Annotated in this window: 25 protein-coding genes and 1 tRNA gene; 22 read left to right on the forward strand and 4 right to left on the reverse strand. The window is 68.3% G+C overall.

The window, feature by feature from the left end; all coding sequences use genetic code 11:
* The gene (locus G6N61_RS27730; protein ID WP_163924048.1) at positions 1-414 is read right to left on the reverse strand and encodes a VOC family protein; all 414 of its coding nucleotides are present in this window, start codon (positions 412-414) and stop codon (positions 1-3) included.
* On the reverse strand, positions 390-2,123 hold the full coding sequence (locus G6N61_RS27735; RefSeq protein WP_163924050.1) for an HNH endonuclease signature motif containing protein: 1,734 nt from the start codon (positions 2,121-2,123) through the stop codon (positions 390-392). Before G6N61_RS27735 ends, G6N61_RS27730 begins: the two co-directional genes overlap by 25 nt.
* Before the next feature lie 262 nt (positions 2,124-2,385).
* On the opposite strand from G6N61_RS27735, the gene G6N61_RS27740 reads away from it, so the two are divergent.
* The 3 genes from G6N61_RS27740 to G6N61_RS27750 are packed head-to-tail and all read left to right on the forward strand — an operon-like array spanning position 2,386 to position 4,554.
* Entirely contained in the window at positions 2,386-3,267 is an 882-nt protein-coding gene (locus G6N61_RS27740; RefSeq protein WP_163924052.1) for an LLM class flavin-dependent oxidoreductase, read from the forward strand.
* A gap of 37 nt (positions 3,268-3,304) precedes the next feature.
* A complete protein-coding gene (locus G6N61_RS27745; protein WP_163924054.1) occupies positions 3,305-3,733 on the forward strand; it encodes a nitroreductase family deazaflavin-dependent oxidoreductase in 429 nt (142 codons plus the stop codon).
* A gap of 56 nt (positions 3,734-3,789) precedes the next feature.
* The gene (locus G6N61_RS27750) at positions 3,790-4,554 is read left to right on the forward strand and encodes a glutaminyl-peptide cyclotransferase (RefSeq protein WP_163924056.1); all 765 of its coding nucleotides are present in this window, start codon (positions 3,790-3,792) and stop codon (positions 4,552-4,554) included.
* 7 nt (positions 4,555-4,561) lie between these two features.
* On the opposite strand, the gene G6N61_RS27755 is transcribed toward G6N61_RS27750, so the two are convergent.
* Positions 4,562-4,634 (reverse strand) — tRNA-Arg (locus G6N61_RS27755).
* A 149-nt stretch (positions 4,635-4,783) separates the two neighbouring features.
* On the opposite strand from G6N61_RS27755, the gene argS reads away from it, so the two are divergent.
* The 8 genes from argS (at position 4,784) to G6N61_RS27795 (ending at position 15,030) form a co-directional block, all read left to right on the forward strand.
* Entirely contained in the window at positions 4,784-6,436 is a 1,653-nt protein-coding gene (gene argS / locus G6N61_RS27760) for an arginine--tRNA ligase (protein WP_163924058.1), read from the forward strand.
* Positions 6,436-7,854: a diaminopimelate decarboxylase gene (gene lysA / locus G6N61_RS27765; protein WP_163924060.1), complete on the forward strand. Its 1,419-nt coding sequence runs from the start codon at positions 6,436-6,438 to the stop codon at positions 7,852-7,854. Before argS ends, lysA begins: the two co-directional genes overlap by 1 nt.
* Complete coding sequence (locus tag G6N61_RS27770) at positions 7,854-9,179, forward strand: homoserine dehydrogenase (protein WP_163924062.1); 1,326 nt, start codon at positions 7,854-7,856, stop codon at positions 9,177-9,179. Before lysA ends, G6N61_RS27770 begins: the two co-directional genes overlap by 1 nt.
* A complete protein-coding gene (gene thrC / locus G6N61_RS27775; protein ID WP_163924064.1) occupies positions 9,176-10,258 on the forward strand; it encodes a threonine synthase in 1,083 nt (360 codons plus the stop codon). The genes G6N61_RS27770 and thrC overlap by 4 nt, the downstream gene beginning before the upstream one ends.
* 3 nt (positions 10,259-10,261) lie before the next feature.
* Positions 10,262-11,221, forward strand: coding sequence for a homoserine kinase (thrB, locus tag G6N61_RS27780; RefSeq protein ID WP_163924066.1), 960 nt, complete (start codon positions 10,262-10,264; stop codon positions 11,219-11,221).
* A gap of 282 nt (positions 11,222-11,503) precedes the next feature.
* Positions 11,504-13,660, forward strand: coding sequence for a transcription termination factor Rho (gene rho, locus G6N61_RS27785; protein ID WP_163924068.1), 2,157 nt, complete (start codon positions 11,504-11,506; stop codon positions 13,658-13,660).
* 102 nt (positions 13,661-13,762) lie between these two features.
* Positions 13,763-14,476 carry a DUF8817 family protein gene (locus G6N61_RS27790; protein ID WP_163924069.1) on the forward strand — a complete coding sequence of 238 codons (714 nt, stop codon included), beginning with the start codon at positions 13,763-13,765 and terminating at the stop codon, positions 14,474-14,476.
* Complete coding sequence (locus tag G6N61_RS27795) at positions 14,476-15,030, forward strand: PadR family transcriptional regulator (RefSeq protein ID WP_163924070.1); 555 nt, start codon at positions 14,476-14,478, stop codon at positions 15,028-15,030. The genes G6N61_RS27790 and G6N61_RS27795 overlap by 1 nt, the downstream gene beginning before the upstream one ends.
* On the opposite strand, the gene G6N61_RS27800 is transcribed toward G6N61_RS27795, so the two are convergent.
* Entirely contained in the window at positions 15,027-15,647 is a 621-nt protein-coding gene (locus G6N61_RS27800) for a TetR/AcrR family transcriptional regulator (RefSeq protein ID WP_163924071.1), read from the reverse strand. The genes G6N61_RS27795 and G6N61_RS27800 overlap by 4 nt on opposite strands.
* A 156-nt stretch (positions 15,648-15,803) precedes the next feature.
* Between G6N61_RS27800 and fadD1 the strand changes: the two genes are divergently transcribed.
* From fadD1 to G6N61_RS27855, 11 genes are all read left to right on the forward strand, one after another.
* Positions 15,804-17,393 (forward strand): fatty-acid--CoA ligase FadD1, encoded by a 1,590-nt coding sequence (gene fadD1, locus G6N61_RS27805; protein WP_163924072.1) that lies wholly within the window; start codon positions 15,804-15,806, stop codon positions 17,391-17,393.
* Between the two features lie 138 nt (positions 17,394-17,531).
* Positions 17,532-17,783, forward strand: coding sequence for a 50S ribosomal protein L31 (gene rpmE, locus G6N61_RS27810; RefSeq protein WP_163924080.1), 252 nt, complete (start codon positions 17,532-17,534; stop codon positions 17,781-17,783).
* Between the two features lie 86 nt (positions 17,784-17,869).
* A complete protein-coding gene (gene prfA / locus G6N61_RS27815) occupies positions 17,870-18,943 on the forward strand; it encodes a peptide chain release factor 1 (RefSeq protein ID WP_163924082.1) in 1,074 nt (357 codons plus the stop codon).
* 5 nt (positions 18,944-18,948) lie between these two features.
* Positions 18,949-19,776, forward strand: a complete 828-nt coding sequence (gene prmC, locus G6N61_RS27820) for a peptide chain release factor N(5)-glutamine methyltransferase (RefSeq protein WP_163925151.1) — start codon at positions 18,949-18,951, stop codon at positions 19,774-19,776.
* Between the two features lie 16 nt (positions 19,777-19,792).
* Positions 19,793-20,452: an L-threonylcarbamoyladenylate synthase gene (locus G6N61_RS27825; RefSeq protein ID WP_163924084.1), complete on the forward strand. Its 660-nt coding sequence runs from the start codon at positions 19,793-19,795 to the stop codon at positions 20,450-20,452.
* Between the two features lie 52 nt (positions 20,453-20,504).
* Entirely contained in the window at positions 20,505-21,677 is a 1,173-nt protein-coding gene (locus G6N61_RS27830) for a glycosyltransferase family 4 protein (RefSeq protein WP_163924086.1), read from the forward strand.
* Between the two features lie 290 nt (positions 21,678-21,967).
* Entirely contained in the window at positions 21,968-22,414 is a 447-nt protein-coding gene (locus tag G6N61_RS27835) for an ATP synthase subunit I (protein WP_163924088.1), read from the forward strand.
* A gap of 11 nt (positions 22,415-22,425) precedes the next feature.
* Positions 22,426-23,196 carry a F0F1 ATP synthase subunit A gene (gene atpB / locus G6N61_RS27840; RefSeq protein WP_179973724.1) on the forward strand — a complete coding sequence of 257 codons (771 nt, stop codon included), beginning with the start codon at positions 22,426-22,428 and terminating at the stop codon, positions 23,194-23,196.
* Positions 23,197-23,271: 75 nt separating this feature from the next.
* Positions 23,272-23,526 (forward strand): F0F1 ATP synthase subunit C, encoded by a 255-nt coding sequence (locus tag G6N61_RS27845; protein WP_163924093.1) that lies wholly within the window; start codon positions 23,272-23,274, stop codon positions 23,524-23,526.
* Between the two features lie 9 nt (positions 23,527-23,535).
* Positions 23,536-24,051: a F0F1 ATP synthase subunit B gene (locus G6N61_RS27850; RefSeq protein WP_163924095.1), complete on the forward strand. Its 516-nt coding sequence runs from the start codon at positions 23,536-23,538 to the stop codon at positions 24,049-24,051.
* On the forward strand, positions 24,052-25,389 hold the full coding sequence (locus G6N61_RS27855; protein WP_163924097.1) for a F0F1 ATP synthase subunit B/delta: 1,338 nt from the start codon (positions 24,052-24,054) through the stop codon (positions 25,387-25,389).
* Positions 25,390-25,392 lie beyond the last annotated feature (3 nt).

Consider the following 25,392-nt stretch of genomic DNA (forward strand, 5'->3'; position numbering starts at 1 on the left):
CTACTTGGGGGCGATGAGTTCCAGCGCGATGCCGTCCGGATCGCGGAACTCGAGGATGTACCCGTGGCCGATCTCCTTGACCGGCTCGCGCGTTGCGCCCAGGTCGTCGAGAAGTGCTGCGGCGTCGTTGAGCTCGGATCTGCTGCCGACGCGCAGGCACAGGTGGTCGAGGCCGGTGCGGTCTTCGTCGAAGCGATCGCGTGCGACGGGTCGCAAGCCGAGCAGGAAGTCGCCCGAGTCGTACAGCACGCCGCCGAACAGGAAGCCCAGCCGTTCCCGGGTGGCATCATCGGCGCCCTCGGGGATCTCTACGGCCACGGGCCAGCCGAACACCGACTCGTAGAACTGTCTGGATCGCGCTATGTCGGTGACGGTGAGCCGGATGTGCGCTACGGATCGTGCACTGATCGCCATGCGAGCATCGTGCCAGAGGCCAGGTTGGCCTCTTCCTCTGCTTCTGATTGGTTGAGCCGCCGGTCGTCGGTGATGCGTTGTGCGCGGTCTTGGGCGCGGGTGCGCTGGCGGCGGGGCATGGTGAGGCCGGGGTTGTGGTGTGGTGCTTTGGTTCTGGCCTCGTCGGTGATCGTGACTGGTGCGGTGGGCGCGCAGAGGCTCGGGAACAGCAGCTTGCTACCCGGCTCGGTGACGTAGGTCCGGCCGCTAGGTGAGGTCCAGATGATGGTCCCCTCTGGGAGTTGTCGGTCCCGCCAGCCGGTGGGTCCGCCCCAGAAGGTTTTGAGCAAGTGGTGTCGACGGCACAGGCATTTGAGATTCGACGCACAAGTGGGTCCGATCGGCCAGGCGATGGTGTGGTCGATGTCTGCTTCGGTGGCAGGTTGCGAGCAGCCAGGGAAGCGACAGGTGAGGTCTCGGCAGCGCACGAACTCCGCCAGACGGCGCGATGGGGTGTAGCGCGGTTCTGGTGGGCTGTCGCCGGGGTGGCAGACCTTGCGGACCTTGGCGGTGAGGGCGAAGCGGCGGGCCAGTGCGCCGGGCAGGAACGGGCCGCCGACGATGGCGCCGGGGCGGGTGGCGGGGGATTGGCGATGGGTGTTGGCGGGGCCGTTGGTGTTGGTGTCAGCCGCGGGCGCGGGATGGTCGCTGGTGTCTGCATCCTTGGCGCTCGCCTCGTCATTCGAGACATGCTCGGCCGGGTCATTCTTGGCTGACTCGTCTTGGTGCTTCGTATCTCCACCCGGCTTATCGGCGCCGTTATCGTTGCCGCCCAATTCATCCCAGGTGGTCATCTCCGACAGGGGCTTGTCAAACAGCGGGTCGGGGTCGCCGTCGAGCGCTGCATCCTGCGCGACGGCCGCATCACTGGTGTCGTCGAGGGTGTCCTCGTTCACCACGACATAGACCACGGCGTTGCCGGTGGGAGGCGTCTTGGGGCCGGGGCAGTCGTCGCCACCGCACAGGCACGGCAGGTAGTCGAGTGCATGGGTGATGGAGTGAACAGCATCGGCGCGACGCTGCTCAAGGGTCCGCGGGTCGCCCGGGCACACGGTGTGGGCCAGGAGGTTCAGGCGCTTCTCGAGGGCCTTGCCGTGGGTGGCTAATAGCGTGCCGAACATGGTGGCCATGCCGGAGCCGTCGTAGTCGAACTGGATGTTGCGGCCCTTGGCCACGAGCTTCGTGCGGTACACACCGTGGGGGTCGTGCTCGGCGACGATCGCGTCGATGGTGGTGTTCAGCTTCTCCTCGGACATCGGCGCCCAGCCGGACAACACCTCGGCGAAGGCCTTGTCGACTGCTTTCTGGGCGTCTCGGTCGCGCACCAACGCCGTCCGCGTCGTGATCGCCGACACGACCCGGTAGGACACCAACCCCTGCGCAAAGAGCTTGGCCACCTCGGGCAGCCGGTCGCGCAGTGCCGTGGCGATCAACAACTGATGAGAAGCGGCCCCTTGGGTGATGTTCTGCTCGGCGCCGATCTCCGCGGCGACCGCACCCCAGTTGTCCAAGTACCACTGCTCCCGGTCAGCCGACCCATCCGCGGCGTAGGCCCGATCCAAGAGCACGACCATCGCCGCGAGCCGCCGCGCGGTGGCTGCGGCCTCCACGCGCGCCCATTCCCCGACGGTGCCGGAGGCGTCGAAGGCGGTGACGAATCGATCGAACATACTTTCGATTATAGGGAGTTGGTCAGACACGCTCAGGCACCGAAAACCGACGGTGACCAGGTTGTTAATGAAAACAGCACTGGGGATGAATCGCCCGGACAGCGCCCAAAATGTCGGACCCCGGGTATAAGGCCCGAGCCGATCAAGCGCGCACCCGAAACTGTCGCGGCTCACCGCTCAAAGGCGGGCATCGAACCGGGACCACCCGCAACCGAGCCTGAATCCCATTGCGCCGTGCCAGAATCCCGGAGTGCAGATCGGGATGACGATGCCGGTAATGGAGCCCAACCTCGACGCGGCGATGCTGAAGTCGTGGGCGCGGGTGATCGACGACGGCCCCTTCTCGTCGCTGTGCTGGGGTGAGCGCATCTGCTTCGACAATCCCGAGACGCTGACGCTGCTGGGTGCGCTCTCGGCATGGACTGACCGCGTCCGGCTGGTGACGACGGTGATCGTCCCGCAGTTGCACGACCCCGTCATGCTCGCCAAGGCACTCGCGACCGGCGACATGCTCAGCGGTGGGCGCCTCACGGTGGGCCTCGGCGTGGGCGGTCGGCACGAGGACTACGAGTCCGTCGGCGCGGACACCGCCACGCAGACGATGCGCGGCATGGCCGAACGGGTCGCGATCATGAAGCGAGTGTGGGCGGGGGAGAAGGTGACCGACTCCGTGCTGCCGGTCGGCCCGCCCCCCGTACAGCAGTCAGGACCTCGGCTGGTCGTCGGCACGATCGGCCCGAAGACGATCCGTAGCGCGTCGGCCTGGGCCGACGGACTGGCCGGCACGACGCTCGACCTCGACGTCGACAGGGAGGCCGAACTGTTCGACGTGGCCAGGACGGCCTGGTCGGAGGCGGGCAAGCCGACCCCGCATCTGGCGACGTCGTTCTGGTTCGCCATCGGCGACGGCGACGCAGCCCGCCAGCAGGTGCACCGCCACCTGCTGCGCTACATGAACTGGATCCCGTCGGAGTTCGTCGACGCGATGGCACCGACCACCGGCTGGTCCGGGACGGAAGACGATCTCCTCGAGGTCCTGCGTCGCTTCGAGGACATCGGCGCCGACGAAGTGCATCTCATCCCGACCAGCTCGGACATCGATCAGCTCAAGCGCGTCGCCGAAGCGGTTGAGGTTTACGCCTAGAGGGAACAAGTCGACGCCCCGAAACGTTCGGTGGTGCGTGAGTAACGAAGCCGAACTGAGCCCCACCGACTGGGTGCGCGAGCAGACCCAACGCATTCTGGAGCAGGGAACCACCGACGGCGTCGAGGTGTTCGACCGCCCCGTCGTCCTGTTCACGACCACCGGCGCGCAGTCCGGTAAGAAGCGCTACGTGCCGCTGATGCGCGTCGAGGAGAACGGCAAGTACGCGATGGTCGCCTCCAAGGGCGGCGATCCGAAGCACCCAAGCTGGTACTTCAACGTCAAGGCCAACCCCGCCGTGAGCGTTCAGGACGGCGAGAAGGTCTTCGAGGCCACCGCCCGCGAGATCGAAGGCGAAGAGCGCGAGCACTGGTGGAAGCTCGCCGTCGAGGCCTACCCGCCCTACGCCGAGTACCAGACCAAGACGGACCGGCAGATCCCCGTCTTCGTCATCGAACCGAACTGATCCTCGCTTCACCGATGTGCTGAGCGCCGCGCCGCCGCACTGTGTAGAACCAAGGCGTGAGCTTTCGCCTTCCTCTCGCAGTCGCGGCGCTGGTGCTCGCCGCCGTCGTCTCGCCGCCTCCGGCGCTCGCCCAGCCGGTCCGCACCGTCGAGCCGACGGTCGTCGCCACGATTCCGCACGACGTCGGCGCCTACAGCGAGGGTCTGGTGGCCGACGGCGCCGCGCTGTACGAGGCGACAGGGGAGTTCGGGCGGTCCCAGTTGCGGCAAGTCGATCCCAACACCGGCGCGGTCATTCGTTCCGCCGACCTACCGCCCGCGTACTTCGGTGAGGGCATTGCCGTCGTCGGCGACCGGATCGTGCAACTGCTGTACCAAGACGACCTCGCCCTCGAATGGGACAAGTCGACGTTGAGGCTGATCCGCGAAGTGCCCGCCAAGCAGGGGTGGGGTCTCTGTTACGACGGCTCGCGCCTGATCAGCAGCGACGGGAGCGGTCAGTTGTACTTCCACGACGTGAACACGCTCGCGCTGACCTCGAGCGTCGCGGTGACCCGCGACGGGCAACCGACGACCGGCCTCAACGAACTGGAATGCGTCGACGGCCAGGTGTGGGCCGCTGCCTGGCCGAACGACGAGTTCGTGCGCATCGACCCTGCGACGGGGGCTGTGAACACCGTTCTCGACGTGAGCAGCCTGTGGCGATTCGGGACCCGCGACGCCCGGCAGGTCATCAGCAGCATCGCCCAGATCGACGGCGACGAATTCCTGATCACCGGCAAGGAGTGGCCCGAGAGTTTCCGGGTTCGGATACCCGAGTGAACGTGAGTGCCCCCGGCAGGAATCGAACCTGCGGCCTTCTGCTCCGGAGGCAGACGCTCTATCCCCTGAGCTACGGGGGCGCTGGGCTTCACCAGACTGCACTGAAGCTGCGCCGTTGGGCCTCGACAGCCTAACGCATCACCGGACCGAGGTTCACCCCCCGGCCGCAGGCCCGTCGGCCGTAAACCGATTCGGGTCGTGACCACCTCAGACCATAGGATGGTGCCCCGTGACCCCCGCCGATCTGGCCGAGCTGCTGAAGACCACTGCCGCGTCGGTACTGGCCGAGCGCGGCCTCGATGCCGCCGCTCTGCCCGAGACCGTGACGGTCGAACGTCCGCGCAACCCCGAGCACGGCGACTACGCCACCAACCTGGCGCTGCAGTTGGCCAAGAAGGTCGGTACCAACCCGCGTGAGTTCGCCGGCTGGCTCGCCGAGGCGCTGACGTCTGCGGATGGCATCGCTGCGGCCGACGTCGCGGGCCCCGGTTTCGTCAACCTGCGGATCGAGGCCTCGGCCCAAGGCGTCGTCATCGCCAACGTCCTCGCCGCCGGTGCCGGCTTCGGGCACTCGACCGCACTCGCCGGCAAGAGCGTCAACCTCGAGTTCGTCTCCGCCAACCCCACCGGGCCCATCCACATCGGCGGCACGCGCTGGGCCGCGGTCGGCGACGCCCTCGGCAGGCTGCTGAGCACCCAGGGCGCCAACGTGGTCCGCGAGTACTACTTCAACGACCACGGCGCGCAGATCGACCGCTTCGTCAACTCCCTGATCGCCGCCGCCACCGGCCAGCCGACCCCAGAGGACGGTTACGCGGGCGACTACATCGGCGACATCGCCGCGCAGGTGCTCGAGCAGGCGCCCGACGCGCTGAGCCTGTCCGACGAGCAGCAGCGCGAGACGTTCCGGGCCATCGGCGTCGACCTGATGTTCACCCACATCAAGGAATCGCTGCACGAATTCGGCACCGACTTCGACGTCTACACCCACGAAGACTCGATGCACACCTCCGGCCGCGTCGACCAGGCCATCGCGAAACTGCGCGAGACAGGCAGCATCTACGAGAAGGACGGCGCAACGTGGTTGCGCACCACTGAATTCGGCGACGACAAGGACCGCGTCGTCATCAAGAGCGACGGCAACCCCGCCTACATCGCCGGTGACCTCGCCTACTTCCTGGACAAGCGCCAGCGCGGTTTCGACCTGTGCATCTACATGCTCGGCGCAGACCACCACGGCTACATCGCCCGGCTCAAGGCCGCGGCATCGGCGCTCGGCGACGACCCGGACACCGTCGAGGTCCTCATCGGCCAGATGGTCAACCTCGTCCGCGACGGTCAGCCGGTGCGAATGAGCAAGCGGGCGGGCACCGTCATCACGCTCGACGACCTCGTCGACGCCATCGGGGTGGACGCCGCCCGGTACGTGTTGATCCGCAGCTCGGTCGACACGCCCATCGACATCGACCTGGCGCTGTGGTCGAGCGCGTCGAGCGAGAACCCGGTCTACTACGTGCAATACGCGCATGCCCGGCTCTCCGCCCTGGCGCGCAGTGCCGCCGACCTGAACATCGCCGCCGACACCGGCCACCTCGACCTGCTGAACCACGACCGCGAGGGCACGCTGATGCGCACCATCGGCGAGTTCCCGCGAATCCTCGAGACCGCCGTGTCCCTGCGCGAGCCGCACCGCGTGTGCCGCTACCTGGAAGACCTGGCCGGTGACTACCACCGGTTCTACGACTCCTGCCGCGTGCTGCCGCAGGGCGACGAGGAGCCCGGCGACCTGCACGCCGCGCGGCTGGCACTGTGCGCGGCGACGCGTCAGGTCATCGCCAACGGTCTGCAGATCCTTGGCGTGACCGCACCGGAGCGCATGTAATGGCACACCCCGCTGGACCGCGGCACGCGGAGGACAAGCATCACGGCGGCGCTCCGGCGCGCCCCACGTCGGTCGACGAGGTCATGCTGATCGCGCCACACGTGTGGCCGCGCAACGCCGTTCGCGGTGACGGCGGCGAGCTGTCCATCGCCGGCGTGCCCGTCAGCACGCTCGCCGCCGACTACGGCACACCGCTGTTCGTGATCGACGAGGACGACTTCCGCAGCCGGTGCCGTGACATCGCCGCGGCGTTCGGCGGCGGCGAGCACGTGCGCTACGCCGCAAAGGCCTTCCTGTGCACCGAGATCGCCCGCTGGATCGACCAGGAGGGGCTCTCGCTCGACGTCTGCAGCGGCGGCGAGATGGCCGTCGCGCTCAACGCGAACTTCCCACCCGAACGAATGGCGTTGCACGGCAACAACAAGTCGATCGGTGAGCTGACCACCGCCGTGAAGGTGGGCGTCGGTCACGTGGTCGTGGACTCGCTGCTCGAGATCGAGCGACTCGATGCGATCGCAGGCGACGCCGGTGTGGTGCAGGACGTCCTGGTCCGGGTGACCGTGGGCGTCGAAGCCCACACGCACGAGTTCATCTCGACCGCGCACGAGGATCAGAAGTTCGGGCTCTCGCTGGCCAGTGGCGCCGCGATGGACGCCGTCCGCCGCGTGTTCGCCGCCGACAACCTGCGACTGGTGGGCCTGCACAGCCACATCGGGTCGCAGATCTTCGACGTGGCCGGTTTCGAGATCGCCGCCAAGCGGGTCATCGGCATGCTGCGCGACGTGGTCGCGGAGTTCGGCGTCGAGAAGACCGCCCAGATCTCCACCGTCGACCTCGGCGGTGGCCTCGGCATCTCCTATCTCCCGCAGGACGATCCGCCGCCGATGGACGAGCTGGCGACCAAGCTATGGGAGATCGTCCGCAGCGAGTCCGCCGCCGTCGGTCTGCCGTCGCCGAAGCTCGTCGTCGAACCGGGCCGCGCCATCGCCGGTCCGGGCACCATCACGCTCTACGAGGTCGGCACCGTCAAGGACGTCGCCATCGCCGCCGACAGGACCCGGCGCTACGTCAGCGTCGACGGCGGCATGAGCGACAACATCCGCACCTCGCTGTACGACGCCGAATACGACGCCCGCCTGGTGTCGCGCACCAGCGACGCATCGCCCACACTCGCCCGCATCGTCGGAAAGCACTGCGAGAGCGGCGACATCGTCGTCCGCGACACGTGGGTGTCCGACGACGTGGGCCCCGGCGACCTCATCGGAGTCGCCGCGACCGGGGCGTACTGCTACTCGATGTCCAGCAGGTACAACCTGCTCGGACGACCCGCGGTGGTCGCCGTTCGAGACGGCGAGGCGCGGCTCGTGCTGCGCCGCGAGACCACCGACGATCTGCTCAGCCTGGAGGTATCGAAGTGATGACGGAATCCAACAAGCCCATCGGTTTGGCGGTTCTCGGACTCGGAAACGTCGGCAGCGAGGTGGTGCGCATCATCGAGGCCAGCGCCGCCGACCTCGCCGCGCGCATCGGTGCGCCGCTGGAACTGCGCGGGATCGGCGTGCGCCGTGTCGCCGACGACCGCGGCGTGCCGATCGATCTGCTCACCACCGACGTCGAGGCGCTTGCCGCCCGCGAGGACGTCGACATCGTGGTGGAACTGATGGGTCCGGTGGAGCCGGCGCGCAAGGCCATCCTCACCGCACTCGAACACGGCAAGTCCGTCGTCACCGCCAACAAGGCGCTGATGGCGCAGTCCACCGGCGAGCTGGCCCAAGCCGCCGAGAACGCCAAGGTGGACCTGTACTTCGAGGCCGCGGTGGCAGGCGCGATCCCCGTGATCCGCCCCCTCACCCAGTCGCTCGCCGGTGACTCGGTGCTCCGCGTGGCCGGCATCGTCAACGGCACCACGAACTACATCCTGTCGGCGATGAACGACACGGGGGCCTCCTACGAGGACGCCCTGGCCGACGCCAGCGCGCTGGGATACGCCGAGGCCGACCCCACCGCCGACGTCGAGGGTTACGACGCCGCAGCGAAGGCGGCGATCCTGGCGTCCATCGCGTTCCACACCCGGGTCACCGCGGACGACGTCTACCGCGAGGGCATCACCAAGGTCAGCGCCGAGGACTTCGCGTCCGCCAAGGCGCTCGGCTGCAACATCAAACTCCTCGCCATCTGCGAGCGACTCACCAATGACGAGGGCCAGCAACGCATCTCGGCCCGGGTCTACCCGGCGCTGGTGCCACTCGACCATCCACTCGCGTCGGTCAACGGGGCGTTCAACGCCGTCGTCGTCGAAGCCGAGGCGGCTGGCCGCCTGATGTTCTACGGTCAGGGCGCGGGCGGCGCCCCCACGGCGTCGGCGGTGATGGGAGACGTGGTCATGGCCGCACGCAACCGGGTGCAGGGCGGGCTCGGTCCGCGCGAGTCCAAGTACGCCCAACTGCCCATCTCGCCGATCGGCTTCATCCCCACCCGTTACTACGTGTCGATGAACGTGGCCGACCGCCCGGGCGTGTTGTCCGCCGTCGCAGCCGAGTTCGGCAAGCGCGAGGTGAGCATCGCCGAAGTCCGGCAGGAGGGCATGGTCGACGAGGGCGGTCAGCCCTGCGGCGCCCGGATCGTCGTCGTCACCCACCGCGCCACCGACGCCGCGCTGTCGGAGACCGTGGACGCACTGGCCGACCTCGACGTGGTGCAGAGCATCAACAGCGTGCTCCGCCTGGAAGGAACCCCCGAATGACCCCGTCCCGTACCGCTGTCCACAAGCCGTGGCCCGGCTTGATCGAGGCCTACCGCGACCGGTTGCCGATCGGTGACGACTGGGCGCCCGTCACGCTGCTCGAGGGCGGCACGCCGCTGATCCACGCCAAGCGGATCAGCGAGCTGACCGGGTGCACCGTGCACCTCAAGGTCGAGGGCCTCAACCCGACCGGCTCGTTCAAGGATCGCGGCATGACCGTCGCCGTCACCGATTCGGTGGCCCGCGGGCAGAAGGCCGTGCTCTGCGCATCCACCGGCAACACGTCGGCATCGGCAGCGGCGTATGCCGCGCAGGCGGGCATCACGTGCGCGGTGCTCATCCCGCAGGGCAAGATCGCGATGGGCAAGCTCGCCCAGGCGGTCATGCACGGAGCCAAGATCATTCAGATCGACGGGAACTTCGACGACTGCCTCGAGATGGTTCGCAAGATCACCGCGGACTTCCCGACCATCGCGCTGGTGAACTCGGTCAACCCGTACCGCATCGAGGGTCAGAAGACCGCTGCGTTCGAGATCGTCGACGCGCTCGGTACTGCACCCGACGTGCATGCGCTGCCGGTGGGCAACGCGGGCAACATCACCGCGTACTGGAAGGGCTACTCCGAGTACCACCGCGACGGATTGAGCGACCGGCTGCCGCGGATGCTCGGCACGCAGGCTGCAGGCGCCGCCCCGCTGGTTTCCGGTGCACCGGTCAAGAACCCCGAGACCATCGCGACCGCCATTCGCATCGGGGCGCCCGCGTCCTGGACCCAAGCCGTCGAGGCGCAGCAGGAGTCGGGCGGCAGGTTCCTGGCCGCCACCGACGAGGAGATCCTCGCGGCCTATCACCTGGTGGCCCGTGCCGAGGGTGTCTTCGTGGAGCCGGCGTCGGCCGCGAGCATCGCCGGTCTGCTGAAGTCCGTCGAGGACGGCTGGGTCGCCAAGGGGTCGACGGTGGTCTGCACCGTCACCGGCAACGGCCTCAAGGACCCCGATACGGCGCTGAAGGGCATGCCGCCCGTGACGCCGCTACCCGTCGACCCCGTCGCGGTGGTCGCCCAACTCGGGCTGGCCTAGCGAGTGCCGGAACACCTACCCGTCGGGTTGGCCGCCCGCGCCTCGGTTGCCGCGTCGAGCGCGAACCTGGGCCCTGGATTCGACAGCCTCGGGCTCGCACTGGACCTCTATGACGAAATCGACGTCGAAACAACCGAATCCGGCCTGACCATCGACGTGATGGGGGAGGGCGAGGGCCAGGTACCGCTCGACTCGTCGCACCTGGTCGTGCGCGCCATCGAGCACGGGCTGCGGGCGGCCGGGGTGTCGGCGCCGGGCCTGATCGTCCGCTGCCGCAACCGGATCCCGCACTCTCGCGGGCTCGGGTCCTCCGCGGCAGCGGTCGTCGGTGGGCTCGCGGCGGTCAACGGCCTTGTCGCGCAGACGGATTCGGCGACGTTGAGTCGCGACGAACTCGTCCAGCTGTCGTCGGAGTTCGAGGGGCATCCAGACAACGCGTCGGCAGCGGTGCTCGGTGGCGCGGTCGTGTCGTGGACCGAGGGTGAGGCCCCCTCGCCCAGGTACAGCGCCGCGCCGCTGCGGCTACATCCCGACATCCACCTGTTCCCCGGGATTCCGCAGATCCGCTCGTCCACGGCCGAGACCCGCGTACTGCTGGCGGACCGCGTCAGCCACGTCGACGCGCGGTTCAATCTCAGCCGCGCCGCGCTGCTCGTGGTGGCGCTGACCGAACGCCCGGATCTGTTGATGCAGGCGACCGAGGATCGGCTGCATCAGCCGCAGCGTGCGCCGGCGATGCCCGCGTCGGCGGAATACATCGCGATCCTGCGCCGTTACGATATTGCAGCGGTGCTTTCAGGGGCCGGACCAGCCGTTATCGCGCTGACTACCGAGCCTCGACTGCCGGCAGAAGCCCTCGAATTCGCCGCCGCCAATGGGTTCGCCGTGGAGGAGATGACCGTCGGACGGCCCGTCACTTGGGCGCCGATCGCATCGGTCTCCAACGACGGTCGGCTCGGCTGAGTCGACTCGGCCACACGCGGAGCAGGCAGCATTCTTGCTTCCGACTCCGAAGCGGGTTATTCTCGCAATCGTCCAGCAATCGCAGCGTCTGTGCCTGCGCCGAACCTCGGACGACCATTCTTCCCCTTGGTGTTCAACACTTGTACTGACGACTAGCCGCATCGCGGCGAATCCAGGCGATCACCGTTGCGACAGGCATCGGTGGGACCTCGACATTCAGCGGTTCGGCTGAATGCAGAACCCTCGCGTGATCCACATCAGCGAGGGAAGGAAAGGAAATCCGTGACCGATACGGACCTCATCACGGCTGGTGGAAGCAGCGACGACGTCGCCGCCCCCGAGACCGTGGCTTCAACCCCCTCCGAGACGGCGCCCACCGCTGATGTCGCCTCCGGCGACCCCGCGGGTTCCGCTACGTCCGGTGGCCGTTCGTCCGGTGGACGCGGCGCCTCGCTTACCGGGATGGTGCTGCCCGACCTCCGCGCGCTGGCCAATCAGCTTGGCGTCAAGGGCTCGTCCGGCATGCGCAAGAGCGAGCTGGTGGCTGCGATCCGCGAGCACCGCGGCGAGACCAACGGCGGTACCACCGCGTCGGCGCCGCAGGCCACTCAGGCCGCCCCCGCGCAACCCGATGCCCAAACTGCTTCGGAGACGGCGCAAGACGGCGCCGCCGACGCACCCGCACAGGCCGCGCCGGCGAAGCGCGAGCGCCGCAGCTCGTCGCGCAGGACCGGTGCCCCGGAGCGGGCAGCCGAGTCCGATGACGCCGCAGCCCCCGCCGCCGAGCAGAAGGCGAAGACCGACCAGGCCGTCGATGACGCCCCGGCCGTCGAGAACGACAGGGCAGACCGGTCCGCGAAGACCGAGAAGACTGCCGACAAGGCGCCGGAGAAGACCGAGAACTCGGGCTCGAAGGGCAGCGACGCCGAGCAGGCGAGCCCGGACGCCGATGACGCCGACGATTCACGTCGCCGCCGCGGAAACGACAACCGGAACCAGAACAACCGGAACCAGAACAACCAGAATCAGAACCGGGGCGACCAGAACCGGGGCGATCAGAACAACCGGGGCGATCAGAACCGGAACGACCAGAACAAGAACAACGCGTCGAACGACGGCGGCAACAACCGCAACCGCGCGAACGACGATGACGACGACGATGGCGACGGCCGCGGAGGTCGTCGCGGACGCCGGTTCCGTGACCGCAAGCGCCGCGAGCGCGGTGGCGGCGGCGAGGGTGGCGGCAACGACCGCGATACCGAACTCCGCGAGGACGACGTCGTCCAGCCGGTCGCAGGCATCCTCGACGTGCTCGACAACTACGCGTTCGTCCGCACCTCGGGATACCTGGCCGGACCCAACGACGTCTACGTGTCGATGAACATGGTCCGCAAGAACGGCCTGCGTCGCGGTGACGCCGTCACCGGCGCCGTCCGGGTGCCCCGCGAGGGCGAGAACACCGGCAACAGCAGCCAGAACCCGCGCCAGAAGTTCAACCCGCTGGTCCGTCTGGACACCGTCAACGGTGGCCCGGTGGAGAACGCGAGGAACCGGCCGGAGTTCCAGAAGCTGACGCCGCTCTACCCGAACCAGCGGCTGCGCCTCGAGACCACGCCCGATCGTCTGACGACCCGCGTCATCGACCTGATCATGCCGATCGGCAAGGGCCAGCGTGCCCTGATCGTGTCGCCGCCCAAGGCCGGTAAGACGACGATCATGCAGGACATCGCGAACGCGATCACGAAGAACAACCCGGAATGCCACCTGATGGTCGTGCTCGTCGACGAGCGCCCAGAAGAGGTCACCGACATGCAGCGCTCGGTCGTGGGCGAGGTCATCGCCTCGACGTTCGACCGGCCGCCGTCAGACCACACCCAGGCCGCGGAACTCGCGATCGAGCGGGCCAAGCGGCTCGTCGAGCAGGGCAAGGACGTCGTGGTCCTGCTGGACTCGATCACCCGTCTCGGCCGCGCGTACAACAACGCGTCGCCGGCATCGGGCCGCATCCTGTCCGGTGGCGTCGACTCGACCGCGCTGTACCCGCCGAAGCGGTTCCTCGGCGCGGCGCGCAACATCGAGTTCGGTGGGTCGCTGACCATCATCGCAACGGCGATGGTCGAGACCGGCTCGACCGGTGACACCGTGATCTTCGAGGAGTTCAAGGGCACCGGCAACGCCGAGCTGAAGCTCGACCGCAAGATCGCCGAGCGTCGGGTCTTCCCGGCGGTCGACGTGAACCCGTCGGGCACCCGCAAGGACGAGTTGCTGCTGTCCACCGACGAGTTCGGCGTCGTGCACAAGCTGCGCCGCGTTCTCTCGGGTCTCGACAGCCACCAGGCCATCGACCTGCTGATGAGCCAGCTGCGCAAGACGAAGACCAACTACGAGTTCCTGGTGCAGGTCTCCAAGACCACGCCGGGGAACATGGACAACGACTGACGAGTCGCCTGACACGACACGGCCCCGCACGCTCCGGCGTGCGGGGCCGCGTCGTTTCCCGAGTAGATACCCTCACTACTCAACGTTGAGTACCGTGGTGCCATGCCGACCACCACCATCCCGCTGCTGCCGTGCCTCGACGTCGACCGGACCGTGGACTTCTACGCCGCGCTCGGCTTCACGGTCACCCATCGGCAGGAGCGGCCCTACCTCTACCTGGCATTGACCCTCGCCGACGTGGAGTTGCACTTCAAGCAGCCACCGCCCGGCGTCGATCCGGCCGACGAGCTGACCGGCGGGTGCCTGGTCGTCGTCGACGACGTCGTGCCCTTTCATCGGCAGTTCGCCGCGGGTCTGCGGGCCCGCCACGGACGCGTCCTCGCGACGGGACGCCCGCGTCTCGCCCGGCTGCGGTTGGGGCAGAGCCGGTTCTGCGTGTTCGACCCGTCCGGCAACGTCGTGCTCTTCGTCGACCGCAACGAGCCCGACGTCGAGTACGGCGGCTCGACCGAACTGACGGGTCTGGCCAAGGCGCACGACAACGTCCGCATCTTCCGTGACTTCAAGAACGACGACGTGCTTGCAGCCAGGGCGCTCGATGCCGCGCTGAACCGGCACGGCGCCAACGGCTCTCGGATCGACGTGGCCCGGGCGCTTGCCGATCGCGCCGAACTGGCCGTGGCGCTGGGCGACGCGGCGACGGCCGACCGCGTGCGCCGGGAGCTGTCCGACATGCACCTGAGCGACGGGGAACGGGCCCAGATCGTCACCGAACTCACCGCGCTCGAGCAGATCGACGAGTGGATGGCGCACTGATGTCGACGGTCCGCCTGCTCGTCCTCGGTGTCGTCCGCCGCCACGGGTCGGCCCACGGCTACGCGGTGCACCGCGAGCTGATGTCGTGGCGGGTCGACACCTGGACCAGGGTGAAGCCGCCGTCGATCTATCACGCGATCAAGCAGCTGGATCGCGAAGGGCTGCTGGCCGGTTCGGCGCCGCAGGACAGTCCGCGCGGTCCCGCCCGGGTGGCCTACCGGATCACCGCGGCGGGCGAGCGCGCGTTCCTCGAGCTGCTCGAACAGGCATTGCAGAGTCCCGACGTCGAGGACTTCGGGGCCGGGTTCGCGTTCATGCGGTGCCTACCGCGGGCCCGCGTCGTCGACCTGCTCACCGTGCAGCTGGCCACGACGCGGACGATCGACGTCGAACTCGATTCGATGAAGTCGCAGTGGCCCGATGCGGGGGAGCCGCCGCACGCGGCCCACCTGCTCGACCTCTGGCGTGGCGCGTTCCAGTCGCATGCGACGTGGACCGCGGACATGCTCGACCGGATCACCCGGGGCGAGTTCCGCTTCGCCGACGACGGCTAGGCGTCCGGATCCGACCGCAGGCCCGGCATGACGTACCGCCTGACGTGCGCCAACACGGCAGCCGGGTCACCGACGTCGAAGTGCTCGCCGGGCACGGTGGTCAGGGACAGGATGGCCCGGGCGAGCCATTCCGACGCCTCGTCGACCCGCACTGCGGCGTGCACCTCACCGGCGTCGCGCGCCGCCACGAGGTAGCGCTTCCAGAACGCCGCGAGGTCGGGGACGAGGCCGTGCACCCCGGCGCCGGCGCAGGCCGCGAACTCCTCTGGCTCCTCGACCCGCAACTTCATCAGCAGCGCGCCAGGGTCGTCGTACGCGGACCTGCCATGGGTGATGCCCGCAGCGATCTGCCGGTCGAGGCCGTCGATTTCGGCGAGCAGGGCGTGCGACTCGGACCAGTAGGCGTCGTTGAGCCGCACGATGGCCGCGCCCAGCAGCGTCACCTTGTCGGGGAAGTGGCGGTACAGCCAGCCCCGTGACACTCCGGCCACCTCGGCAACCTCGGACACCGTCGTCGATCGGATGCCCTTGGCGCGCAGGCACACCTCGGCGGCGTCGATCAGGCGATCCCGCACGGTTGCGGCGTGGGCCCCCGAGAGGGCCGGGGTGCTGGTCAACGGCTAGCCCTTCGTCGGCACGTGCTTGGCGGGCCCATTTCGCCGCGCTGGAGATCGATTCGATGCATTCTGCCAATGGCCAGACGCTACCGTGTGGCGGCCCGGGGATGGTAGACACATTCGCAGATCTGTTCACTAGCAGCGAGGTGGCCAACGATGACCGACACGCTTCAGCAGTTGCTCCGCGAGCGGGCCGACGCCGACGCCACGGCCATCAAGTACGGCGACCGGACCTGGACGTGGCGGGAACACGTGGCCGAGGCCTCGGCGCAGGCCGCGTCGCTGGTGGCCATGGCCGCACCCGGCAGGCCGCTGCACGTCGGGGCCCTGCTGGGCAACACGCCGGACATGCTCACCGCGCTGGCCGCCGCCGCACTCGGCGGCTACGTGCTGTGCGGCGTCAACACCACCCGGCGCGGTGACGCGCTGGCCCGCGACGTGGCCAGGGTGGACGTCCAGATCCTGCTGACCGACGCGAACCATCGCCACCTGCTCGACGGTCTCGAACTCCCCGGCGTCACGGTGATCGACGTGTCCACCGACGAGTGGGCGGACCGGGTGGCGCACGCGCCGGAGTTGGTGCCGCACCGCGAGGTCGCCGCGGACGACACCTTCATGATGATCTTCACCTCCGGCACCAGCGGCGAGCCCAAGGCGGTCGAGGTACCGCACGCGATGGTGCTGTTCGCCGGCACCGCGCTGGTCGAGCGGTACGGGCTCGACGCGTCCGACGTCTGCTACCTCGCCATGCCGCTGTTCCACTCCAACGCGGTCTATGCCGGATGGAGCGTCGCGCTGGGTGCCGGTGCCGCGATGGCACCCGCCACCTTTTCGGCGTCGCGCTTCCTGCCCGACGTACGTCGTTACGGCGCCACCTACATGAACTACGTTGGCAAGCCGCTGGCCTACATCCTGGCCACCGCCGAGCAGTCCGACGACGTCGACAACCCGCTGCGCATCGCGTTCGGCAACGAGGCAGCCGACCGCGACATCGAGGAATTCGGCCGACGCTTCGGGTGCACGGTGTGGGACGGTTTCGGATCGACCGAGACGGCCGTCATCATCACCCGACCCGAGGACTGCCCGACCGGTTCGATCGGCAAGGGCTTCCCGGGCGTCGCGATCTACGACCCGGAAACCGTTCGGGAGTGCGAGGTGGCGAGGTTCGACGAGACCGGCGCACTGCTCAACGCCGACGCGGCGACGGGCGAGTTGGTCAACACTCAGGGCAGCGGCCTGTTCCGCGGCTACTACAACGACCAGGGCGCCACCGACCAGCGGATGCGGCACGGCATGTACTGGTCGGGCGACCTCGCCTACCGGGACGCCGACGGCTGGATCTACCTCGCCGGCCGCACCGCCGACTGGATGCGCGTCGACGGGGAGAACCTGACCACGGCGCCCATCGAGCGAATCCTGTTGCGACTGGCCGTGATCAGCCGGGTCGCGGTCTACCCGGTGCCCGACGAGTACGTGGGGGACCAGGTGATGGCCGCGGTCGTGCTGCGCGACGATGCAACGCTGTCGCCGCACGAATTCGCCGAGTTCCTCGCCGCTCAGCGCGATCTGTCGCCCAAGGCGTGGCCCCGCTTCGTGTGGCTGGCCGAGGACCTACCCAGCACGGCCACCAACAAGATCCTCAAGCGCGAACTCGTCGCACTCGGCACCGATGCCACGGGCAGGGTGCTGTGGAAGCGCGACGGCACGGCGTTTCACGTTCTAGAGGGCCTCGCGGTGCAGGAATAGCGGCCGGTCCGCGGGCGTTTATGACACTGGCGGCTGACCTGGCATAATGGGCCGTCGACCTCGGTTCCGGTTCACGTCTGACGTCTCCCAGGTCAGGGAGCAGGCGACCCGGCGGCCAACGACTGAAGAGGACTTGAGATGAAATCGGGTATTCACCCCACGTACAACGAGACCACCGTGGTCTGCGGCTGTGGCAACACCTTCCACACGCGCAGCACCAAGGACAACGGCCAGATCACGGTCGAGGTCTGCTCGCAGTGCCACCCGTTCTACACGGGCAAGCAGAAGATCCTCGACAGCGGTGGCCGCGTGGCGCGCTTCGAGAAGCGCTACGGCAAGCGCAAGGCCGGCAGCGATGCCGCTGGCGAGACCGCAAGCGCCGACAACTAGCTACGTCAACGGCGCCCGATCCGTCGCATCCGCGACGGGTACGGGCGCCGTTCTCGTTGTGATGGACGGTTAGGAAGGAGGCACCCGTGAGCGAGAACGCTCCCAAGATCGAGGCGCTGCTGGCCGAGCACGCCGACCTCGAACGGCAGCTCTCCGACCCCGCATTGCACGCCGACGCAGGCGCGGCCAGGCGGGTTGGGCGACGCTTCGCGCAACTCGCACCGATCGCGTCGACCTACCGCAAGCTCGAGACCGCCCGCGGTGACCTCGACACGGCGCGTGAATTCGCCGCCGACGACGACTCGTTCGCCGCCGAGGTGCTCGAACTCGAGGCGCGCGTCGCCGAACTCGACCGCCACCTCACCGACCTGCTCGCCCCACGTGATCCCCACGACGCCGACGACGTCGTGCTCGAGGTCAAGTCGGGCGAGGGCGGCGAGGAATCGGCACTGTTCGCCGCCGATCTCGCCCGGATGTACATCCGCTACGCCGAGCGGCACGGATGGACGGTCACCGTGCTCGACGAGACCACCTCGGACCTCGGCGGCTACAAGGACGCCACGCTCACCATCGCCAGCAAGGGCGATTCGGCCGACGGCGTGTGGGCGCGATTGAAGTTCGAAGGCGGCGTGCACCGCGTCCAGCGCGTCCCCGTCACCGAATCCCAGGGCCGCGTGCACACCTCGGCCGCCGGCGTACTCGTCTACCCCGAACCCGATGAGGTCGAGCAGGTGCAGATCGACGAGTCGGATCTGCGAATCGACGTGTACCGGTCGTCCGGCAAGGGCGGTCAGGGCGTCAACACCACCGACTCCGCGGTCCGCATCACCCATCTGCCGACCGGCATTGTGGTGACGTGCCAGAACGAACGATCGCAGCTGCAGAACAAGGCGCGCGCGATGCTGGTGCTGGCCGCGCGGCTGCAGGCGCTCGCCGAGGAGCAGGCGTCGGCCGACGCGTCGGCGGACCGCGCCAGCCAGATCCGCACGGTCGACCGCAGCGAGCGCATCCGGACGTACAACTACCCGGAGAACCGCATCGCCGACCACCGGATCAACTTCAAGGCCCACAACCTCGACCAGGTGCTCGACGGCGACCTGGACCCGCTCTTCGACGCGTTGGCCGCCGCCGACAAACAGGCGCGGTTGCAGGAAGCGTGAGTTCGATGCGGCACGCCGTCGCCGAGGCCGCGGACGTGCTCGCGGCGGCCGGAGTGGGCAGCGCCAGAGCCGACGCCGAACAGCTCGCGGCCCACGTCGCCGACGTCGATCGCGGGCGGCTCTTCCTGGTCGAACCCGCCGACGACTTCCACCCGAGGTTCCGGGAACTGGTGGACGCGAGGGCGCGGCGCATCCCGCTGCAGCACCTCGTCGGTTCCGCGGCGTTCGGACCCGTCACGCTCGGCGTCGGACCCGGGGTGTTCGTGCCGCGACCGGAGACCGAGTCACTGCTCGAATGGGCACTGGCGCAACCGCTGCCGGAAAGCCCCGTGATCGTCGACCTCTGCACCGGTTCCGGCGCACTCGCCGTCGCGCTGGCGCGGGCGCTGCCGAGCGCCACCGTCATCGCCGTCGACGACTCGCCCGAGGCACTCGCCTACGCGCGCCGCAACGTCGCCGACACCGGGGTCGAACTCGTCGCGGCCGACGTCACCGCCGACGGTTTGCTCGCCGGCCGCGACGGCGCGGTCGACCTGATCGTCGCCAACCCGCCCTACATCCCCGATGGGGCGGAGCTCGAGTCCGAGGTCGCCGACCACGACCCGCACCACGCGCTGTTCGGCGGTCCCGACGGCATGGCCGTCATCGAGCCGATCGTGGCGCACGCCGTGCGACTGCTGCGCCGCGGCGGACGGGTGGGCGTCGAACACGACGACACGACCTCCGCCGCGACTGCCGCGGTGTTCGACCGCAGCGGGGCCTTCACTGACGTCACGCCCCGGCGCGATCTGGCCGGACGGCCACGCTTCGTCACCGCGACGCTGGCCGGGTGAGAAGCTAGGACCCGACATGACGACGTTCGACTGCTCCGACCCCGACACCCGCGCGACCGGCATCGCGTCGGCGGTCAGCGCGCTGCGAGGCGGCCGCCTCGTCGTGCTGCCGACCGACACCGTCTACGGCATCGGCGCCGACGCCTTCAACGGATCGGCGGTCTCTGCGCTGCTCGCCGCCAAGGGCCGGGGCCGCGACATGCCCGTTCCCGTCCTGGTCGGCTCCTGGCACACCATCGACGGCCTGGTCTATTCGGTGCCAGGCGCGGCGCGCGAACTCATTCGCGCGTTCTGGCCGGGCGCACTGAGTCTGGTCGTGCGGCAGGCACCGTCGCTGCACTGGGATCTCGGCGACGCCGACGGCACCGTGATGCTGCGGATGCCGCTGCACCCGGTGGCGATCGAGTTGCTGCGCGAGGTGGGGCCGATGGCGGTCTCGAGCGCCAACATCTCGGGGCAACCCGCCGCCGTCACCGCCGCCGAGGCGCAGGAACAGCTCGGCGATCTGGTGGAGGTCTACCTCGAGGCGGGGACGTCCGCCCGGCAGGCCGCCTCGACGATCGTCGACCTCACCGGTGCGCGTCCGCGCATACTGCGGCAGGGTCCGATCACCGCGGATGCCATCGCAGGGGTGCTCGGCATCGAGGCCGAGTCGCTCACCGACGCGCCGGACTGAGCGAACCCGACGGGTTCGTCGCTCTCAGCGAGGTCGAGTACGGTTCAGTCCCGTGGAGGGCCTGCTCGCGTTGTCAGACCGTGGCGCGGGCGTACCGCTGCGGGAACTGGCGCTCGTCGGGCTGACCGCGGCCATCATCACCTACTTCGCGACCGGCTGGGTCCGCGCGCTCGCCACCCGGTGGGGTGCGGTCGCCTACCCGAGGGAACGCGACGTCCACCTGCAGCCGACACCGCGCATGGGCGGGCTCGCGATGTACATCGGGGTCGTCGTCGCCGTGCTGCTGGCATCGCAACTGCCCGCCCTGACACGGGGTTTCGTCTACTCGTCGGGGATGCCCGCCGTCGTCGTCGCGGGCGGGCTCATCATGGCCATCGGAGTCATCGACGACCGGTGGGGTCTCGACGCGCTGACCAAGTTCGCCGGCCAGATCACCGCGGCGAGCGTGCTCGTCACGATGGGCGTGGCCTGGAGCGTGCTCTACATCCCGATCGGCGGCGTCGGCACCATCGTCCTGGATCAGGTGACGTCGATCCTGCTCACGCTGGCGCTCACGGTCTCGATCGTCAATGCGATGAACTTCGTCGACGGCCTCGACGGGCTCGCGGCGGGACTCGGCCTCATCACCGCGGCAGCAATCTGCATCTTCTCGATCGGACTGCTGCGCGACCATGGCGGCGACGTGTTGTTCTACCCGCCCGCGGTCATCTCCGTCGTCCTCGCCGGCGCGTGTCTCGGATTCCTGCCGCACAACTTTCATCGCGCCCGGATCTTCATGGGCGACTCCGGCTCGATGCTGATCGGTCTGATGCTGGCGGCCGCGTCGACCACCGCGGCGGGGCCCATCTCACAGAACGCCTACGGCGCGCGTGACGTCTTCGCGCTGCTCTCGCCGTTCCTGCTCGTCGTGGCCGTCATGTTCGTCCCTGCGCTCGACATGTTGCTGGCGATCGTCCGCCGCACGCGCGCCGGCCGCAGCCCGTTCAGCCCCGACAAGATGCACCTGCACCACCGGCTGCTGCAGATCGGTCACTCCCACCGCCGGGTCGTCCTGCTGATCTACCTATGGGTCGGGATCGTCGCGCTGGGCGCCGCGAGCACCATCTTCTTCGACCCGCGGTACACCGGCGCGGTGATGCTCGCGGCGATCGTCGTAGCCATCGTGGCGACGCTCGTCCCGCTGCTCAAACGTGGGGGAGAAGCTCCCAGCGACTTCGCAGACTAGCTCCGCGAGGCTCCGCGTGGACCGCTGTACGACGTTTAGTAGTAGGCCTGTGTTTCGGGTCTCTACCTTGTGGTACGTTACTGCCAGAACCCGAAAGACCTCGCGGGTTGCCGGCCCGGCCCATCGGTCAGAAACACCGATCGGCGCCGACTTACGACCGACAAAGGGAGCTACCCCTTGGGTGATTCCAGCGCGCCGCATGCCCTCCGATACGCTCGTCGGGCACGGCACCGGAGCATCACTATTCAAAGGGGAATGGTCTCTCGTGAAAGCGGGATGGGGGTGACGCAGTGACGACGCCAGCGCAGGACGCGCCATTGGTGTTCCCGGCAGTGGCCTTCCGGCCTCTCCGTCTGCTCGTGGTCTGCGTGGCACTCACCGCGGTCGCCATCGCAGCGTCGGCATTCACCGGCAACTTCCTCTTCGGCGTCTTCTTCGGCGTGGGTCTGGGCCTCGGTTTGCTCAACGCGATGCTGGTGCGTCGCGCGGTCGAGGCCATCACCGCCGAGGATCACCCACTCAAGAAGAAGATGGCCGTCAACTCGGCGACCCGACTGCTGGTGATCACCGCGGTCGCACTGACTGTCGCATTCGTCTTCAAGGCACACGGCGGGATCGCGGTGCTCTTCGGTCTGGCGATCTTCCAGGCACTGCTGGTGATGAGCACCAGCATTCCGGTGCTCAGGAAGATTCGCGGCGAGGGGCTCAACGTGGTCGACACGGAATCGAAGGATTGATGACTGAGTTGATGAACCAAACCGTTCTCGCCGCCGAAGAGGGTGGCGCCGCCATCCACGTCGGGCACCACATCCTGGTGTTCGAACTGTTCGGCATGACGTTCAACGGCGACACGATCATCGCGACGGCGATCAGCGCGCTGGTCGTCATCGGGCTGGCCTTCTTCCTGAAGTCCAAGGTCACCTCGACCGGCGTTCCCGGTGGCGTGCAGCTCTTCTGGGAGGCGCTGACCATCCAGATGCGCCAGCAGATCGAAGGCTCGATTGGCATGAAGGTAGCGCCGTTCGTGCTGCCGCTCGCCGTGACGATCTTCGTCTTCATCCTCGTGTCGAACTGGCTCGCGGTGTTCCCGCTGCAGTACGGCGGGGCGGACGGCGCAGCGGCCGAGCTGTACAAGGCGCCCGCGTCGGACATCAACTTCGTGCTCGCGCTCGCACTGTTCGTGTTCATCTGCTACCACGCCGCAGGCGTGTGGCGCCGCGGCATCATCGGCCACCCGATCAAGGTGGTCAAGGGCCACGTCGCGTTCCTCGCCCCGATCAACATCGTCGAGGAATTGGCCAAGCCGATCTCGCTCGCCCTTCGACTCTTCGGCAACATCTTCGCCGGCGGCATCCTGGTCGCCCTGATCGCGATGTTCCCCTGGTACATCCAGTGGGCACCCAACGCGATCTGGAAGACGTTCGACCTCTTCGTCGGCCTGATCCAGGCCTTCATCTTCGCGCTGCTGACGATCCTGTACTTCAGCCAGTCGATGGAACTCGATCACGACGAGCACTGACCACACCGACCGAACGACGATCGAACGACCCGAACTCTGATGGCGCGGCCATCAGCTATCAAGGAGGAATAAGGAATGGATCCCAACGCCATCATCACGGCTGGCGCGCTGATCGGTGGCGGCCTGATCATGGGTGGCGGTGCCATCGGCGCCGGTATCGGTGACGGCATCGCCGGTAACGCACTGATCTCCGGCATCGCCCGGCAGCCCGAGGCCCAGGGCCGGCTGTTCACGCCGTTCTTCATCACCGTCGGTCTGGTCGAGGCCGCGTACTTCATCAACCTGGCGTTCATGGCGCTGTTCGTCTTCGCCACGCCGGGTCTGCAGTAGTCCGTCGGCATGGGTGAACTGACCGCAACGATTCTCGCCGCGGAAGAAGGCGGCGGGGGGACCAGCAACTTCCTGATCCCCAATGGCACCTTCTTCGCCGTCCTTCTCATCTTCTTGATCGTGCTCGGCGTGATCTCGAAGTGGGTCGTGCCGCCGGTCAGCAAGGTCCTCGCCGAACGTGAGGCCATGCTGGCCAAGACCGCGGCCGACAACCGCAAGTCGGCAGAGCAGGTGGCTGCCGCACAGGCCGACTACGAGAAGACGATGGCCGGCGCTCGGGGCGAGGCCTCGGCGATTCGCGACGAGGCCCGCAACGAAGGCCGACGCGTGGTCGACGAGAAGCGCGCCGAGGCCAGCAGCGAGGTCGCGGACACCGTCCGTGCCGCAGACGAGCAGTTGTCCCAACAGGGTTCGGCCGCACAGTCCGAACTCGAGTCGTCGGTCGACGGCCTGTCCGCCAAGTTGGCCAGCCGGATCCTCGGCATCGACGTCAAGCCGGACGTGAACACGAGCGGGAGCCGCTAGATGTCGATCTTCATCGGACAGCTGATTGGCTTCGCGGCCATCGCGTTCATCATCTACAAGTGGGTGGTGCCGCTGGTCCGCGACATGATGCGCAAGCAGCAGGAGGCCGTTCGCGCTGCGCTCGCCGAGAGCGAAGAGGCCAGCCGCAAGCTGGCCGACGCCGACGCGATGCACGCCAAGGCCCTCGAGGACGCCAAGGCTCAGTCGGCCAAGGTGACCGAAGAGGCCAAGCACGACTCGGAGCGCATCGCGGCTCAGCTGACCGAGCAGGCCGGTGCCGAGGCCGAGCGGATCAAGGCCCAGGGCGCACAGCAGGTGCAGTTCATGCGCCAGCAGCTCATTCGCCAGCTGCGCGCAGGTCTCGGTGACGAGGCCGTGCAGAAGGCGAGCGACCTGGTTCGGTCGCACGTGGCCGACCCGGAGGCGCAAGCCGCCACCGTCGACCGCTTCCTCGACGAACTCGACGAGATGGCACCGTCGAGCGCAACGATCGAGACCGGTGCATCGGCGCGCTTGCGCTCCGCCAGCCGGGACGCCTTCGCTGCCCTGAGCAACGAGTTCGACGGCGTGGCCGGTGGCCTCGACGCAGATGGCCTCACCACCCTGGCCGACGAATTGGCTTCGGTCGCAAGGCTGATGGTCGGCGAACCCACGCTCAAGAAGCACTTCGCCGAGCCGACGGACGACGAGTCCGCCAAGGTGCGGCTGGCCGAGCGGCTGCTCTCGGGCAAGGTCGGCGACCCGACCCTGAGCCTGGTGCGCACCGCCGTGTCACAGCGGTGGTCCGCCGAAGACGATCTGGTCGACGGCATCGAGCACACCGCTCGGCTGGCGCTACTCAAGCGGGCAGAGGCAGCAGGCGAGGTCGACGAGGTCGAGGATCAACTCTTCCGCTTCGGCCGGGTCCTGGACTCCGAGCCGCGGCTGTCGAGCATCCTGAGCGACTACACGGCTCCGGTCGACAGCCGAATCCAGTTGCTGGACAAGGTGCTCACCGGTGGCTCGGACGTGAACGCCACGGCCGCAGCGCTGCTCAAGCAGACCGTCGGCCTGCTGCGCGGCGAGCGCGCCGACGAGGCGGTCACCGACCTGGCGGAGCTGGCAGTCGCCCGTCGCGGCGAAGTGGTCGCGCAGGTCGTCGCCGCGGCCGAACTGTCGGATGCCCAGCGCACCCGGCTCACCGAGGTGCTCTCCCGCATCTACGGGCACCCGGTCGCCATTCAGCTGACCGTCGACCCCGACGTGCTCGGTGGTCTGTCGATCGCCGTCGGCGACGAGGTCATCGACGGGTCGATCGCATCCCGGTTGGCCGCCGCACAGACCCAGCTACCGGACTGACGA

Source organism: Mycolicibacterium arabiense, from assembly GCF_010731815.2.
GTDB lineage: Bacteria > Actinomycetota > Actinomycetes > Mycobacteriales > Mycobacteriaceae > Mycobacterium > Mycobacterium arabiense.

Bases quoted from the DNA above. Each gene is read 5' to 3' on its own strand.
- G6N61_RS27855 (WP_163924097.1), top strand. From the start codon at position 24,052: ATGTCGATCTTCATCGGACAGCTGATTGGCTTCGCGGCCATCGCGTTC.
- thrC (WP_163924064.1), top strand. From the start codon at position 9,176: ATGACCCCGTCCCGTACCGCTGTCCACAAGCCGTGGCCCGGCTTGATC.
- G6N61_RS27845 (WP_163924093.1), top strand. From the start codon at position 23,272: ATGGATCCCAACGCCATCATCACGGCTGGCGCGCTGATCGGTGGCGGC.
- G6N61_RS27740 (WP_163924052.1), top strand. From the start codon at position 2,386: ATGACGATGCCGGTAATGGAGCCCAACCTCGACGCGGCGATGCTGAAG.
- G6N61_RS27790 (WP_163924069.1), top strand. From the start codon at position 13,763: ATGCCGACCACCACCATCCCGCTGCTGCCGTGCCTCGACGTCGACCGG.
- atpB (WP_179973724.1), top strand. From the start codon at position 22,426: ATGAACCAAACCGTTCTCGCCGCCGAAGAGGGTGGCGCCGCCATCCAC.
- G6N61_RS27825 (WP_163924084.1), top strand. From the start codon at position 19,793: ATGACGACGTTCGACTGCTCCGACCCCGACACCCGCGCGACCGGCATC.
- rpmE (WP_163924080.1), top strand. From the start codon at position 17,532: ATGAAATCGGGTATTCACCCCACGTACAACGAGACCACCGTGGTCTGC.
- G6N61_RS27770 (WP_163924062.1), top strand. From the start codon at position 7,854: ATGACGGAATCCAACAAGCCCATCGGTTTGGCGGTTCTCGGACTCGGA.
- G6N61_RS27850 (WP_163924095.1), top strand. From the start codon at position 23,536: ATGGGTGAACTGACCGCAACGATTCTCGCCGCGGAAGAAGGCGGCGGG.
- lysA (WP_163924060.1), top strand. From the start codon at position 6,436: ATGGCACACCCCGCTGGACCGCGGCACGCGGAGGACAAGCATCACGGC.
- prmC (WP_163925151.1), top strand. From the start codon at position 18,949: ATGCGGCACGCCGTCGCCGAGGCCGCGGACGTGCTCGCGGCGGCCGGA.
- G6N61_RS27735 (WP_163924050.1), bottom strand. From the start codon at position 2,123: ATGTTCGATCGATTCGTCACCGCCTTCGACGCCTCCGGCACCGTCGGG.
- G6N61_RS27730 (WP_163924048.1), bottom strand. From the start codon at position 414: ATGGCGATCAGTGCACGATCCGTAGCGCACATCCGGCTCACCGTCACC.
- G6N61_RS27795 (WP_163924070.1), top strand. From the start codon at position 14,476: ATGTCGACGGTCCGCCTGCTCGTCCTCGGTGTCGTCCGCCGCCACGGG.
- fadD1 (WP_163924072.1), top strand. From the start codon at position 15,804: ATGACCGACACGCTTCAGCAGTTGCTCCGCGAGCGGGCCGACGCCGAC.